Source organism: Xanthocytophaga agilis (assembly GCF_030068605.1).
Lineage (GTDB): Bacteria > Bacteroidota > Bacteroidia > Cytophagales > 172606-1 > Xanthocytophaga > Xanthocytophaga agilis.
The window spans coordinates 186,718-202,680 of the sequence record NZ_JASJOU010000008.1 but is presented as its reverse complement, the minus strand read 5'-3'; the positions used below and the strand labels follow the sequence as shown (position 1 = coordinate 202,680).

The 15,963-nt window shown below is 38.1% G+C and carries 13 protein-coding genes and 1 tRNA gene; 11 read left to right on the top strand and 3 right to left on the bottom strand.

Going from position 1 to position 15,963, the window contains the following annotated elements; translation table 11 throughout:
* Window positions 1-161 precede the first annotated feature (161 nt).
* On the top strand, window positions 162-2,339 hold the full coding sequence (locus tag QNI22_RS22365; RefSeq protein ID WP_314514067.1) for a DUF2225 domain-containing protein: 2,178 nt from the start codon (window positions 162-164) through the stop codon (window positions 2,337-2,339).
* A gap of 53 nt (window positions 2,340-2,392) precedes the next feature.
* Here the strand turns inward: QNI22_RS22365 and QNI22_RS22360 are convergent, their stop codons facing one another.
* Both QNI22_RS22360 and QNI22_RS22355 read right to left on the bottom strand, forming a co-directional pair.
* Window positions 2,393-3,346, bottom strand: coding sequence for a hypothetical protein (locus tag QNI22_RS22360; RefSeq protein WP_314514066.1), 954 nt, complete (start codon window positions 3,344-3,346; stop codon window positions 2,393-2,395).
* A 35-nt stretch (window positions 3,347-3,381) separates the two neighbouring features.
* Window positions 3,382-4,779, bottom strand: a complete 1,398-nt coding sequence (locus tag QNI22_RS22355) for an MBOAT family O-acyltransferase (RefSeq protein ID WP_314514065.1) — start codon at window positions 4,777-4,779, stop codon at window positions 3,382-3,384.
* Window positions 4,780-4,991: 212 nt separating this feature from the next.
* On the opposite strand from QNI22_RS22355, the gene QNI22_RS22350 reads away from it, so the two are divergent.
* From QNI22_RS22350 to arsB, 9 genes are all read left to right on the top strand, one after another.
* Window positions 4,992-5,879 (top strand): helix-turn-helix transcriptional regulator, encoded by an 888-nt coding sequence (locus tag QNI22_RS22350; protein ID WP_314514064.1) that lies wholly within the window; start codon window positions 4,992-4,994, stop codon window positions 5,877-5,879.
* Window positions 5,880-5,962: 83 nt separating this feature from the next.
* A complete protein-coding gene (locus tag QNI22_RS22345; RefSeq protein ID WP_314514063.1) occupies window positions 5,963-6,502 on the top strand; it encodes a YbhB/YbcL family Raf kinase inhibitor-like protein in 540 nt (179 codons plus the stop codon).
* 242 nt (window positions 6,503-6,744) lie between these two features.
* Window positions 6,745-8,316: a serine hydrolase domain-containing protein gene (locus QNI22_RS22340; protein WP_314514062.1), complete on the top strand. Its 1,572-nt coding sequence runs from the start codon at window positions 6,745-6,747 to the stop codon at window positions 8,314-8,316.
* Window positions 8,317-8,452: 136 nt separating this feature from the next.
* Window positions 8,453-8,524 (top strand) — tRNA-Glu (locus QNI22_RS22335).
* Window positions 8,525-8,777: 253 nt separating this feature from the next.
* A complete protein-coding gene (locus tag QNI22_RS22330; RefSeq protein WP_314514061.1) occupies window positions 8,778-9,074 on the top strand; it encodes a hypothetical protein in 297 nt (98 codons plus the stop codon).
* Window positions 9,075-9,295: 221 nt separating this feature from the next.
* Entirely contained in the window at window positions 9,296-9,625 is a 330-nt protein-coding gene (locus tag QNI22_RS22325) for an ArsR/SmtB family transcription factor (RefSeq protein WP_314514060.1), read from the top strand.
* A gap of 26 nt (window positions 9,626-9,651) precedes the next feature.
* On the top strand, window positions 9,652-10,305 hold the full coding sequence (locus QNI22_RS22320; RefSeq protein WP_314514059.1) for a low molecular weight phosphatase family protein: 654 nt from the start codon (window positions 9,652-9,654) through the stop codon (window positions 10,303-10,305).
* Window positions 10,306-10,494: 189 nt separating this feature from the next.
* Window positions 10,495-11,382, top strand: a complete 888-nt coding sequence (locus tag QNI22_RS22315) for an arsenite methyltransferase (protein WP_314514058.1) — start codon at window positions 10,495-10,497, stop codon at window positions 11,380-11,382.
* Between the two features lie 98 nt (window positions 11,383-11,480).
* Complete coding sequence (arsB, locus tag QNI22_RS22310) at window positions 11,481-12,551, top strand: ACR3 family arsenite efflux transporter (RefSeq protein WP_314514057.1); 1,071 nt, start codon at window positions 11,481-11,483, stop codon at window positions 12,549-12,551.
* Between the two features lie 535 nt (window positions 12,552-13,086).
* Here arsB and QNI22_RS22305 read toward each other — a convergent pair.
* Window positions 13,087-14,898, bottom strand: coding sequence for an alpha-amylase family glycosyl hydrolase (locus tag QNI22_RS22305; protein WP_314514056.1), 1,812 nt, complete (start codon window positions 14,896-14,898; stop codon window positions 13,087-13,089).
* A gap of 561 nt (window positions 14,899-15,459) precedes the next feature.
* On the opposite strand from QNI22_RS22305, the gene QNI22_RS22300 reads away from it, so the two are divergent.
* Entirely contained in the window at window positions 15,460-15,960 is a 501-nt protein-coding gene (locus QNI22_RS22300; RefSeq protein ID WP_313985387.1) for a hypothetical protein, read from the top strand.
* Window positions 15,961-15,963 lie beyond the last annotated feature (3 nt).

Sequence of the window (15,963 nt, the reverse complement as noted above, 5' to 3'; positions counted from 1 at the left end):
TTTGTTTATTTCTTACTTATCTGTCAATGGTATTTTTTTAAGGTAAATACATCTTTAAGATATTTCTATTGTCATAATTTTGAACAAGATGGTTTAACAATTGGATTTAATTAAAAAAAGACTTTACTTAATAAGACGCACGGAACCGCCAGAATATACGTATGCTTTTTATACGAAATATATTTTTAAGTCTATCACTCTTCTTTCTCTTTACAGTTGCTTTTACTCAGGTTACCAATCTTAATCAGATTGTGACGCAAATGCCTGAGACCTCTGTGGAGACCTATGAAGCGCTAATCGAAAAATATACTTCCGATTTTGAACATTTATCTGATAACCGGCGTGCGTATGAATTGCAGAAAGTGATCACTCTGGCTGAGAAAGCAGCAGATCCCAAAGTACAGATCTATTTTTATATGTTGGCAGGTGCAATGTATTATGGTGAGAGGTCCTTTAATAAGTCAGATAGTATATATGAGGCTACGTTAAAACAGGCTCTTGAAGAACAGTTATATCCTGAAGCCGGTCTTATCTGTATTAAGCTGGGAAATCTCAATCAAAGTGTACATAAGTCTTCACAGGCACTGAAATTCTATCAGCAGGCTCTCCAGTATTTTGAAAAATTACATAAAAACGCCTTTATCTTGCGTATACGTTACCTTGTTGGGGATCTCTATTACAAGGTCAAAGATTATACGAATTGTATTGCTAATTTACAGGAGATAGTCAGATCTTCGCCTGATTCATTGAATAAACGTGGGTATATATCTACATTTAACACTATAGGACTGGCTTATAGTGATATGAGGAACTATGCTAAGGCTATTCAGTTCTTTGAAAAGTCAATGCAGGCAGCCAGAACCTATAAGGATACCGTCTGGATAGGAATTGCTGCCAGAGGTATAGGGAATAGCTATAAAATGGAGGGTAACTACACAAAAGCTTTGCTTTTTTACTTTCAGGACCTGGATATAGCTATTTATCGTAAATTCTGGGATGAGGCATTGACTGTTAGTCTGTCTATAGCCGAAGTATATGAATATACAAAGCAGTCTGATCTGGCGCAGACGTATTATGAGAAAGCTATTGAATTTCAAAAAAACGTTCACAATTCTGAGCTGAACTATACATTTCATAAACAGTTGGCCAGATATTACCAGAAGACTGGCAGACATGAATTAGCAACACAAAGTCTATTTTGGGCAGATAGCCTGAGCAAACTACTTTTTGACCAGAGTCAGATTATTCGGGAGATTCGGCTGAAGTCTTCGTTTGAACTGGAAAAGAAGGAAAGTGAATATAGGTTATTACTGGCTGAAAGTCGTGAACGACAGCAACAGATTATTTTTGTAACAGTGATAAGTGCACTTATACTAACTTCTTTGTTGCTAACCTATATTGTCAGAGAGAAGATTCGTACAAACAAGCTATTGCATTCACAGAAAATGGATCTGGAGTATAAGAATGAAGAACTTGCGGCTGTAAGTGAAGAACTAAGTGCCAGTAACGAAGAATTACAGGCGAGTAATGAAACGCAACTTATATTAATGGATAATCTTCATCAACGTAATCAGGAAATTGAATTTCTGAATAAAGATCTGGAGCGACAAGTGCAAGCCCGAACAGCAGAACTGGAGGCTACAGTTTCAAATTTGACTCAACAAAATCAGGATATTCAACAGTTTACCTATATTGTCTCCCATAATCTGAGAGCCCCTGTAGCCCGTATTCTGGGTTTGCTGCATTTGATAGAAACAGATAAAGATGAGGATACAACATCTCCTGATCATGAATTGGTAGAATTACTGCATAAAGCGGCTCATGACATGGATATAACCATTAGTGATCTCACATCTATATTATCTATCAAAAACAATGTAGATCAGTATAAAGAAAAGATTGATACAGCAAGACTTGTGAGTTATACGGTGGACCTGTTTAATGACCAGATAGAAAATACACACGCAAAAATAGATAGTACTATTGAGGTCCCTGAGATTGTTACAATCCGGAGTTATATGGAAAGTATTCTGTATCACCTTATTTCGAATGCTCTCAAATATCGCTCACCTGAACGAATTCCCTGGGTTTCTATTCATATTTCTGCTACAGAGGCAGAAAATGTTTTGAGTGTAGAAGATAATGGAATAGGCTTTGACCTGGCAGATGCGGAATTGTACAAGATCTTTGGTCTCTATCAGCGTTTACATACTCACGTAAAAGGAAAAGGGTATGGACTCTTTCTGGTAAAAACACAGGTGGAGGTATTACATGGCTGGGTAGTGGTCAAAAGTAAAGAGAATGTTGGAAGTCGTTTTGAAATACATTTACCCAAATAATGGATTGTTTAGAGGATAATAACATCTAACAGTAATTTTGAATCAAGATAGCGTTAGTTGGACGCATAATTTACTTTAGCAGGAAATAACTGCTTTAACTCTCTCTCCAGTACACTTAAAACAAAGTGTTGTCCCTTTGCACTCAAATGTCCATGGTCAATAAATGTATTGTAGTCATTGGTAATGTCTTTGTATTGGTCTTCATTCAGATTAATCAGTACATCACTTTTATTGAATAAGGCACTGATATCATTTTCGAATTTCTGATAATCTGATTTACCTAATTGGTAGAGCTTATAGGGCACAGGACTAAAATAACCGATTACTTTAATATTTTTATGGCGAAGTTTGATCAGTGTTGTATTCAGCTCCTTATAGGCAACCGGATCAATCTCTGTTTTTTCATATTGTCGTTTGGCTGCCTTTTCCTCGATAGAACGTTTGGAGTCTATATTGTGTGTTTCTTTTTCAAAATTGTTCCAACCTACTGTATTGTGCAAATCCGGAGCATAGCGATGAGGTGCTATGTTATTATTTCGGACAAAATACAAAAGATACGTTTTGAGCAGGTTGGTAGAACCCAATGCTCCAAAGTATTCTTCTGTTGTGATATTGGCACTTTTTCGGCCATGATCTTTAGTCAGATAAGGGTCCAGACAGATGATAGCGAACTTCATATTTCCCCTTTCTACAATATTATCGACCAGATAATTGAGTTCGGAGATGTTAGCGCCCATAATGCTGGCATTATAGATCCTGTACTCTTTTATTTGTTCGGGATTCAAGTTTGCAGATAATGAGGGACCCAGAATAAAACCTTCAAAATTTTCGGGAATATACCGATAGGACATCAGGTATTTGGATGTCCGTTCATTGATATATACTTTACGATCTTTCTTTCCTCTGAATAGTCCATATATATCAATGAAATAATTGATTCCAGCCATAAGAGTTACCAACACAAGGGTTAGTATAACATACGTAAAAAGAAACTTTTTGCTATTCATGATGGATTAAAATATCAGGTGTTGATCTTCTTACATTAAAAATCAAAATAAAGGAAATCATTGGAGGTAATGGAGTTCAGATAAATCAGTCCTATCAGCGTAAGGCCTAGCATATACAACAGATGTTGTGTATTGAATCGGAACTCCTTGGCAAGTTGTGGTGGATTTTTCAAAAACAGGAAGAACATTCCTGCCACTAAAGTAGGATAGATATAAATATCGGTCAGTACTTTTGAGCCCGTATAGCTGACAGAACCTATCCCTACCATGCTTTTTAGTACAGCTAGTGCATCACCCACAGAGGTAGCCCGAAAGAATACCCAGGCAAAATTGACATATAACAAGGTGATGAGTAAACCAACACTGTCAGAGATAACGATTTTAGTCTTTTGCCATAATCTATGTACTACCAGTCCAAATCCGTGCATAAATCCCCAGATAAGAAATGTCCAGTTTGCGCCATGCCATATTCCACCTACCAGGAAGGTCACCATCAGGTTGTTTAGAGTAAGCAATTCTCCTTTGCGGTTTCCTCCTAATGGAATATAGATGTATTCCCGCAGAAAATTGCCTAATGTAATATGCCATCTTCTCCAGAAGTCCTGCAGATTGGTAGCTTTGTAGGGTGAGTTAAAGTTGATAGGTAATGTAATATTGAATAATAACCCCGCTCCAATGGCCATATCTGAATAGCCGCTAAAGTCAAAATAAAGCTGTACAGCATAGGCAATGGATGTAATCCAGCTATCCACAAATGACAGGTGAGTTGCATCACCATAGCCGGCATTCGCAACAATGGCAAATGTGTCTGCAATCGCAATTTTCTTTATCAGGCCAAGTAGAAATATATATAGCCCTTTCAGGAAATTCTCTGTATTGAATTGTTTTTTACTTTCATCCTGAAACTGCGGCATAATGTCTTTATGATGAACAATCGGACCTGCAATGAGTTGCGGGAAGAATGCTACAAACAGACAGAAGTTTAGAAAGTCATATCCTTTGGTTTTACCTTTGTAGCTGTCTGTAATGTAGGCGAATTTCTGAAAGGTGAAGAAGCTTATTGCCAATGGAAGTGCAATTTTATCAATAACAATATCTTCTGTAAGCAGCAGATTGAAATTATCTACAATGAAGTTGGTGTACTTATAGTAGAGCAATACAGACAAGTTACCCAGAAGACAAGTGATATAAAATATCTTACGGGTTTTGGGGTTTTCAATATAGTTTAATTTCTGGCCAGCAAAATAGTTGATGACCATAGAAGTGCATATCAGTAAAAGAAAGATAGGCTTCCACCAGGCATAAAAGAATAGTGAACAGGCTAATAACCACACTTTGCCTGGTTTGTCAAACCCATATTTATTTAGCAGGAAATATACCGTTAAAGTAATAGGTAGGAAGAATGCCAGAAATTCAAATGAATTAAATAACATGTTGATGTTCAGAATATGAGCAGCTATTTGTCCTTCAATGATTTAGGCTTGGTCGTGAAGATGTCTACCTACAAAGATACCTGTGAGGGGAAAGAATTATTTTATATTAATATAGGGTGATATTACGTGGTAGGAAAATATAGGATATTGATTCTGTATTCAATCCAAAAGAATAAAAGTATCTTTGTCGAAATACACGTCTTCTCTCTATTGTGAACTTGAACATCCATTCACTGCCATATGACCTGATAGCTGCCTCTGCTGAAACTATATGTGCAGAGGGAATTCATATCGTCAGTTATCGGGCAAACGAAAATTCAACAAAAAATCGGGTAACATTAAACCAGAATCTGTTTAGCTTTCTCACAGAAGGGCAAAAAGTGGTTTCGTACTCGCAAAAACATGCTCGTATTGATTCTTCCCAGTTTCTGTTGTTGTCTTCCGGTAATTGTCTGATGACTGAAAAGCTTATTTCAGAGCAGGGTGGCTATAGCAGTACTTTGTTATTTTTTGATAATAAAGTATTAACAGATTTTTTTTTGAAGTACGCAGGCCTATTTACCCGTTCCTCCCGAAAGCAGTCACCAGATGAGCCTTTTGTGGTTTTTGAGAAAGATGACTTTCTGAAAAATTATATTGCATCATTGAGCCTTATGTTATCTGCCGGAAAGAGTGTTTCCACAGAAATGGCACGACTGAAGTTTGAAGAGATTATGTTGTATCTGGCTGACAGATTTCCTGAGAAATTATTAGGATTGCGTACCTGTATACAGGAAGATCAGAGTGATTTTGAGATTCGGAAAACAGTCGAAACGCATAGTGAGAATCATGTTACCATAGAAGAACTTGCATTCTTATGCAATATGAGTGTTTCGACATTTAAACGCAGATTTACAAAGCTTTACGGGACGTCTCCTAACAAATGGATGCTTCAACGCAGAATGGAGACTGCCGCCAGGCTATTACAGCAGGCAGAGGAAAAGCCTAGTGATGTATATTACAAAGTAGGATATGAAAATCTATCCAGCTTTATTCAGTCCTTTAAACAGACTTTTGGAGTTACCCCTAAAGAGTACCAGAACCAGAAGTTGAACGTTTAGCAATAGTTTTTGATCCGATAGCCTTACTCTATTCTTTTTAGGTACGGGTACCTTTGCATTGTAACTATTAAACAACAGATACAATGAAAAAAGGACTTGCATTACTTACAGCCTGCCTGATGATTGGTACTATGGCAATGGCCCAGACATTTACGTTAAAGAGTAAGGAAATTGGAGGACAAGCCACTCAGAAAGAGTTTGCTAATAGCTTCGGATGTCATGGAAGCAATATATCTCCTCAACTCTACTGGGAAAATGTACCTGCCGGAACCCAAAGCTTTGCAGTGACTATCTATGACAAAGACGCACCTACAGGAAGCGGTTTCTGGCATTGGGTGATATTTAACATTCCTGCTAACGTTACAGAATTGAAAGCTGGAGCTGGAGATATTAGCAAATCGTTGGCTCCAGCTGGTTCTATACAAAGTGTGACAGATGCTGGTGCACCAGGTTACATCGGACCTTGCCCTCCTCCGGGTGCCCCACACGAGTACCTGATTACCGTATATGCTTTGAAGAGCAAACTCTCTCTGGACAAAAACGCCAGCCCTGCTTATGTGGGATTTAACTTATTTGGAAATACTATTGCGAAAGCCTCTATTGTGATGTATGCTCAACAATAGAAGGGTTGACTGCTAATCTATTGTCTTAATAAAACGGTTTGCAAAAAGTACTTGCAAACCGTTTCTGTTTTATACTATCTAATAAATGAGTGGTTTGTAATAAGGATAAATAATTGAATGTTTTCTTTAAAATATTGTAGATTGCTCATGTTTGCTAAACCTTCAATGGCTTTCCAACCAGAAGCTTCAGACAAGAATATATACCCTGTAAACCTGAAATTCTCACTCAACCATCTGTTACAATGAGCACACACAGAAGAGACTTTATAAAAGGTATCGGAGCTACCGCTCTGGGCATTAGCTTATTTCCCACAAATTACGTGTATGCTAGCATCCTGAATCAGAAAGGTATTTCAGGATTGGCGCGTACAAGTCCTGAATCACAAGGTGTTTCTTCTTCTTCAATTCTTAATTTTATAAAAGCTACCCGTTCTTCAGGTATAGACTGGCATAGCTTTATGCTGTTGCGTCATGGAAAAGTGATTGCAGAAGGGTGGTGGCAACCGTTTGCTGCTGAGTATAAACATACCTTATATTCTCTGTCTAAAAGTTTTACGAGTACTGCCATCGGGTTGTTGGTGAAGGAGGGAAAGCTGAGTGTTGAAGATTCTGTATTGTCTTTGTTTCCGGATGAAGCGCCTGCCTCTCCGGATGAGAATTTAAAGCAGATGAAAGTAAAACATTTGCTTACCATGAATACTGGACATGGAGAGGATACTATGCCTAAATTGCGTGAGCAGGAGAAACAACAAACCTGGACAAAAACTTTTTTGAGTCAACCTGTAGCTTTTCAGCCCGGAACGCATTTTCTCTATAATACAGGAGCTACCTATATGCTGGGAGCTATTGTACATAAAAAGACAGGGCAGACACTGACGCAATACCTGGAGCCACGTCTGTTTCAGCTATTGGGTATTAAAAATTATGATTGGGAAGTCTCACCTCAAGGATTAAATACTGCCGGATATGGGTTGCGTGTAAAAACAGAAGACATTGCCTTGCTTGGACAATTGTATCTGCAGAAAGGTAAGTGGAATGGGAAAGAAATTCTGTCAGAAAGCTGGGTTGATGATGCTACCAAAGCACAAACGACCTCACAGGCTGGGGATGGTGACTGGAGTCAGGGGTATGGATATCAGTTCTGGCGTTGTAAACCCGGTTTTTATCGAGGCGATGGTGCATTTGGGCAGTATTGCTTTGTTATGCCACAATATGATGCAGTACTTGTTGTAACAAGTGAAAGCTGGGATATGCAAAAATCAATGAACGTTGTGTATGAACATCTGCTTCCCGGAATTAAAGATGGTAAGCTAAACGAAGACAGTACTACTTTATCCGAGTTGAAAAAAGAGTTGGCTGGACTAAAATTATCGGTTCCTGTAGGAAATGTGCAGTCTCCATCTGCTGCAAAGTGGAATAAGAAAGTCATTCAATTGGAGAAGAATGAATATGGTGCTACACAACTACAATTTGACTTTACAAAAGATGCTTGTTCTATTACAATAAAGACAGCAAGTGGACCACATACAATAAAGTTTGGATGGCAGAACTGGTTTGTGAACAAAGATTCTGTTCCGTATATTTTTTCAGTAGCAGGCAGAAACCCTGTACCTTCAAAAATAGCTGGTACAGCTACCTGGATAAACGATACTACCTTACAACTCAATCTGCGGTTTGTAGAAGCTATTCATGGAGATAAGCTGACATGTGTCTTTGATGGAGGCAATGTCTCTGTTGCTTTATTAAATAGTGTAGCTGAAAATGCGAAGAATACACCAGAAAAGAGAACTGGCCTAACAGGGAAGATAAGTTAAGAAAAAAGTTATAGAATTATGTTTTTGATTTATAGTGAGTTAGGTTAGTTGCGACTTTTTTGTGAAAATATTTTTTGTCAAATGTATGTGATTTTAAAAATATTTACATACATTTGCACCCCGATTAAGGAACAACGGTCTATTCGTCTAGGGGTTAGGACGCATCCCTTTCACGGATGAAACACGGGTTCGATTCCCGTATGGACTACAAAAAACAAGAAATACTGTTTTCAACGCAGGAAAAGGCATCGAGAGATGCCTTTTTGCATTATATATACTTTATCTAATTCGAATATACCACAACTTTGCTGTAGCCAAAAATTGTATTTTGTATGTATATACATGTAATTTTCATGGTTGGATATTTTATATAGAAATTCGAGTATAGATTGCACGATGTTTTACTTTAAAAATCTCATTTTTATGCTTAAAAAAGAGAAAAGATAGAAATCCTTTTTGTAGTGCGTAAAAACCAAACTAAAAAAATCTCTGTTAGTGTATATGTGAGTATTACTCATAGCGGTCTGAAGTCTGAGGACTTTAGCTCATTTATAAAGGTGTTACGTGAGTACTGGAATAGCAAATCGCAGCTGATAATGTCGGGGACAGAAGAAGCGATGGCAGATGATGAACGTCTGATCCTAATGCGTACTGACATTAAGCAATGCTACAATGAACTACTTAAAGAAGGAAAGACACCGAAAGCCATTGCCATCCGGGAAATGTACCTGAAAAAAACACAGCACCTCTTTCTCTAAAGGAACTCATTGAACGTTAAGATCGAAACAGGAAAGAAAAGGCAACTGTCGATACCTATGAGACACGACAACGCAATATTCTTAATTACCTGCAGTTGATTCTTAGGAATAGATTTATCTGTACTTAAAAGCTCAGTTTTTAGCTGAGCTCTTTTATTTCACAAAGTTATTGAGTCTTGATTTTATTTATCGTAATATTGCAATAAAACAATTAATGTTATATGGGCCTTACCAAAACAGAATCTTTCACAGAGCGGCAAAACAAACTAGCTTCGGTTTTCAAAGCCTTAGCCCATCCGGCACGTGTAGCTATTCTTCAGGTTCTTATTGAAAAAAATGCGTGTATCTGTGGGGATATTGTAGAAGAGTTGCCTTTATCTCAGCCTACAGTTTCTCAACATCTGAAAGAACTGAAAAGTGTAGGGTTGATTAAAGGAGAGATAGAAGGAACTAGTGTCTGTTATTGTATCAATGAACAGACTTGGAATGAAGTTAAAGAATTAGCGACCACTTTATTTGCTTCATATACGAATAAGACATCCTGTTGTTAATATTTTCTCACTAAATCCATTTTGTTATGACTCTGGATACCTCTGTATCTACTCTTTTCCCTGCATTACAATCCTATGCCGATTCACTGCCGGAAGAATTTTCTACTATTTCAGCTGAAAGAAAAGAAACACTTACTCTACTGGTCAATTTCATTGTTGAAAATACAAAAGCTAGCCAAGGAGTAAATCTGAACTTTATTTGTACACACAATTCACGACGTAGCCAGTTTGGGCAGGTATGGGCACGTGTGGCAGCTGCTTATTATGGTATTAGTGGCATACAAACTTTTTCAGGTGGCACAGAAGCTACTGCGTTTAATTATCGGGCGGTTGAGTCTTTGAAACATACAGGCTTTCAGATTACTGATGACCAGCATGCTACCAATCCTTTGTATAGTGTTCGATATAGTGAGAAAGAACCTGTTCTACAGATGTTCTCGAAGGTATATGATGATAAGGCTAATCCTGAATCTAACTTTGCTGCTATTATGGTTTGTGGTCAGGCAGATGAAGCATGTCCTTTTATTCCAGGTGCTGACAAACGAATTTCATTACCTTATACAGATCCAAAAAACGGGGATGGTACAGCTCAGGAAGCACAAGGATATAATGCAGCTAGTCGGCTAATTGCAAAAGAATTGTTCTGGGTATTTGCTGAGGTCAAAGCTCAACTAGCATAACGAGTCCATTCCCCTGATGAAGGGGCTTTTTTAGCGTTGTATTCATCGTAATATTGCAATGTTAAAATAAATACAAAAAAGTCTGCATCTTTTTGAAAGTGCCTCCGTCTTGACTATGTATTTACCAATTACCTTTTACTACAACTATAAAACTTTTATTATTCATTTCACCTAAAACTAACTACGATCATGGAAACCTTAGTAAACAATGTGGAAGATCTTGCTTCAGCAGAGACGCTAAAACAATTGGTTCGTGAAAAATACACGCAGATTGCAGATCAGTCAAAAGAACTTAATGAATCGTCCTGTTGTGGTAGTGCTACATCTTCAACTGCTACTGGCTGCTGTACTATTGATAGTGCTGTTATGGCAGAAAGTTATCAGGAACTACAAGGATATGTCGCTGATGCAGATTTAGGGTTAGGCTGTGGCTTGCCTACCGAATACGCCCACATTAAAGAAGGGAATACCGTAGTAGATTTAGGTAGTGGGGCCGGTAATGATGCGTTTGTAGCTCGTTCTATTGTAGGCGAAAAAGGTAAAGTACTAGGGATTGACTTTACCGAACGAATGATAGAAAAAGCCCGTGAGAATGCTGATAAACTAGGCTTCAATAATGTAGAGTTTCGTCAGGGCGACATTGAGAAAATGCCTTTATCTGCAAATACAGCCGATGTAGTAGTAAGTAATTGCGTACTGAATCTAGTGCCCAACAAATTGAAAGCATTGGTAGAAACGTTGCGGATACTTAAACCGGGTGGACATTTTTCTGTGTCTGATATCGTATTGGAAGGTTCCTTACCTGAAGGATTGCGTAAAGATGCTGAAATGTATGCAGGGTGCGTAGCTGGAGCTATCCAGAAAGAAGACTACATGCAGTTAATTGAAGTTGTAGGGTTTCAGAACATTCAGATCCAGAAACAAAGACGAATTAACTTACCAGATCAGGTATTAAATCAGTACTTATCACCTGTTGAAATAGAAGAATACAAAACGGGTAAGAGAGGAATTTACAGCATTACAGTATATGGAGAGAAACCAGTTCCTTGTTGTGAACCTGGTTCAGGTTGCTGCTAATCTGATTTCATTTTAATGGACAAATTTTACCCATTGATGGTTCTAACACTTGCTGGAACCATCAATGGGCAATTAAATATCTGTTTTATTTAGATTATATGAGCTTAACACCTATTCAAAAAGTCAAACAACTTTCTTTTTTAGATCGTTATCTTACCCTATGGATTTTTCTGGCAATGGCTTTAGGAGTCGCTATTGGTTATTTCATTCCAGAAACTCCCAACTTTATTAATCAATTTCAGGTCGGTACTACTAATATTCCATTAGCTATTGGTTTGATACTAATGATGTATCCACCTTTAGCAAAAGTTAAGTATGAAGAATTGGGCAATGTCTTTAAAAATACCAAAGTATTAGTTTTGTCTTTGGTTCAAAACTGGATCATTGGTCCAGTGCTCATGTTTGGTCTTGCCTTGCTACTGTTACCTGATAAACCTGATTATATGATAGGATTGATTATGATTGGTATTGCCCGTTGTATTGCGATGGTAATTGTCTGGAATGATCTGGCGAAGGGAGACAATGAATATGTAGCTGGGTTGGTTGCTTTTAATAGTATCTTTCAGGTGCTGTTTTATAGTGTGTATGCCTATATCTTTGTGACTGTATTGCCTCCTTTGTTTGGGGTGAAAGGAGTGGAAGTAAATATCAGTATTGGACAAATTGCTGAAAGTGTATTTATCTATCTGGGTATACCTTTCATGGCAGGAATGATTACCCGTTATGTATTAGTGAAAGCTAAAGGAAAAGAATGGTATAATACTGTTTTTATTCCTAAAATCAGCCCAATCACGCTGGTAGCATTATTATTTACCATTGTAGTCATGTTTAGTTATAAAGGCAATTTGATTGTACAGATTCCATTAGATGTATTCAGAATTGCTCTGCCTTTGATTGCCTATTTTGTGATTATGTTCTTTTCAGCTTTTTATCTGGCGAAAAAGGCAGGTGCTGACTACGCTAAATCTACATCGCTGGCGTTTACAGCTGCTGGAAATAATTTTGAATTAGGTATTGCCGTTGCGATTGCTGTATTTGGTATTGATTCAGGAATAGCCTTTGCAGCTGTGATCGGACCACTCATTGAAGTACCAGTACTAATCCTGCTAGTAAAGGTTGCTGTTAGACAACAATCTACCTTTCCAAAGCAAGCAACTGTAAAGTCTTAACGTAATTCAACAAATTGTACTAACTCATTATTTGTCCTATACCCTACAATGGGCTAGGCTTATAATGGGTTTAGTTTTCCTTGGAAAAATTTCTTAACATAAGAGGGATTATTTTTCTAAGAAGGATAGACTCTACATAATAAGGTTCCATTTCTTTAGTTGAAAAGCACACAGATATAAAAGGGACCTTTACTTCTCAAGAACAAGAGTTGCTTCATCCGGAACAGGCTTACGATTGGGACGAAGAAGAAGAAATGGAGGTGCCACGCGATCTGACGCCTGTAAAAATTAGTGAGTTGCTGCCCTTATTGGAGAAGCTCATACAACTACTGAGACAGGAAACAGGGCTGTCTCTGAACTGGATGAGATTATTCCAGCGTTGCATAGTCTGCAAAAGATTACAGATAAAGTAATATATTATCAAATTGCTATTTAGCAAGTGCACAGATTGTAAAATACCTTTCTTGCAAGACTTACAAACAAAAACGGCTTCAGAATTCTGAAGCCGTTTTTGTTTGTAGACCAAGCTTTTACTTTAATCCTGAGAAAGAATTATTGCACCATAAGGAGCAATAGATACTGTCGCAAAAGCACCATTTTGATCCGCTTTGGCAACTGTGTCATACACAGGATGATCTGTAAACTCATCATCATAACCACCCCAATCGCTGTTAAAACGCACCTTCCATTTTCCTTTGGAAGGCATTGGAATAGTATAGTGTGTGTGTTCCTGGTCTCTGAAATTCAACACTACAACCACACTATCTTTTGGACCACCTTCCATCCAACGATGGTAGGCTACTATTTTATCTTCATGATTTACATACATAATGTGTATGTGCTGACCCATCAGGCCTTTGGTAGTCTCATGACGATTGGTACGTAAATAGATTAGGTCACGATGTAATTTGATGATACCTTTTACATCAGAGAAACGGTTCCAGTCCACCGGATCTGTATCTGAAAACCATTTATCTTCGAGTAAGGGTTGTCCCTGAAATAACATCGGAATGCCCGGAGCTGTTAACACCATCGCAACACCTAATGCTGCCCGTTTTTTGGAGTAATAATTATTCACGTTACCGGGAGATATTTCTTCTGCTACACGTGCTTTGCCATTCGCTACTTCATCATGAGATTCTGTGTAGACTACCCGACCAAATGAATCCAGGTTGTAACGCCGTGTCAGTGCATGGGTAACTGCATCCATATTTCTGTCATCGTCATGCATAGTGATAATAACATCCCGGATTGGGTGTACAAAATCGGCATCCCATTGGGAGCCATACCCACAACCTCCATCCTGCACTTTTGCTGTTACAAAGTCATTTCCATGTAAATCTTCGGCGATGGTAAGCTTGTTGGGATATTTTTCTGAGATTTCCCGGTTAATCCATTGTAAAAGGCTGAATCCGTCTTGCAAGTTATCTGCAGGGTTTTCGTTTGCATGGACATTGCGGATGTAAGGGATCATATCCATACGAAGTCCATCACAACGATATTCTTCAAGCCACATCAAGGCATTGTCCCGAATATATTGCCGCACTTCCCCTCTGCCATAATCCGGACGTGTATCTCCCCAGGGAGTAGTTGACTTCCAGTCATTATAAAAATAAATCCCTCCTTTGTTATTTTCGCTCCAGCCGTCAAACTGCCACAAGTCCATATCGCTAGGTCCGAAGTGGTTATACACTACATCCAGTATGACAGCTATATTGTTTTTATGACAGGCTTTGACAAATGCCTTAAAGGCATCCGGACCGCCATAAGCTGACTCAATAGCAAATGGATGTGCGGGGTTGTATCCCCAGGAGTAATCCCCTGCAAACTCAAAAGGGGGCATAATTTCAACTGCATTAACTCCTAGTGCTCTCAAGTAGGGCAACCGATCAATAGCAGAATAAAAATCCCCTGGTTTGCCTTCTTCTGTTACATTGAATGTACCAATATGGAGTTCATAGATCACCAGTTCGTTCCAGCTTGGCATTTGGTAGGCATCATCTTCCCAATCAAACGAATGCGCATCATAGATGACTGAATTGCCAACGGAGTTAGTTACTACCCGTGCATACGGGTCATTTCTGGATAACTTACGGCCATCCATTGTATGGATAATGTATTTGTATTCATGTCCTGCCTGTGCATTCTCTACATTACATCCCCAATAGCCATTTTCTTCGGGTTGTAGTTCATTTTTGGTTTTAGCCCATTTGTTGAATGTACCTGTTACATACACTTTTTCAGCATGTGGAGCCCATACTCTGAAATAGGTTCCTTTACTATGTACTATAGAGCCCATGCCGGCTACCTGTATACTTGGGTGGGTAGATGTTTTTGCTTTTGTCATATTGTCAGTAACTGTTTAAGTAATAAGGTTATTCATTGTTCTGATGGTTGATAAAATGCCTGGGTTTTACGCTGATTGAAGTGTAGGTAGGCTTTGTTTTGAGAATAGAAAAAAGCATGCTCATTGCAAATCCTGATTCTAATAGATAAGAAGCCAGAAGAGGGAGACTTGATATGGGGAATTTATCAATATAGCTGTCTGCTTGTCAGTAATTTGTGGAAAGTGTTCTACAGATTCAGAGGGCAGGAATAGGACTTCTTTCTCTTTCGTTTGAAGAAAAAAATAAAAAGCTTTATCTGTGTGATTCTTTTATTACATTGTCAATTCTTTGATTAACAGACGGTTGTATTGTGAAATGTTTTTCTATTTATGAAGTTATGTTTCTAAGCCAATGCTTTACCAATAGAATATATACTTGTAATTGTGTTTTCTGAAAGATTATAAATGTCAGTAAGGACGATGGTAGGCTGTATTTTCGAATATGGTATGATTTTCGTATAGAACCCTGTACCTAAACAAATCACTTATAAGTCAATTATTCAAAAACAAACTTATCAACTTATGGAAACCATGAATCTGACCTCTTCCGTTCCTTCATCAGAAACTACTGACCATACTTTAACACCTTTAACAGAAGTTATGGATCTGCACAAGATCAGAGCTGCACTATATACTAAAATCGCAGCTACTACAGATGACTCTCTGATGAAGACTTTTTTTCAGCGGATGGCTACCAGTTCACGTCGTTTTCGTACAGAGTTAACTTTGTTCTCAGGTAAGAGTTCAGACATGATAACTGAGAAGGTGATAAAACGTATTGAAAACATATGGTCTGATGCTGGTCAGTATCTGCAACAGAATAACATGGCAGGTCTGTTACAGACATGGAACCTGCTGGAAGAAGTTATGATTGATGCCTATCTGAAAGTTGCTGCCAACAGTGGTGTGCGTGGTAATTTCCGGAAGGTAATTTTAAAGCAAATTGATTCAATTCGTAAAGACCGTAATGTGTATCGTTTTGTAGAAAGTATTTTTTTACAAAAGATGCAACCTACAGCTTAATAG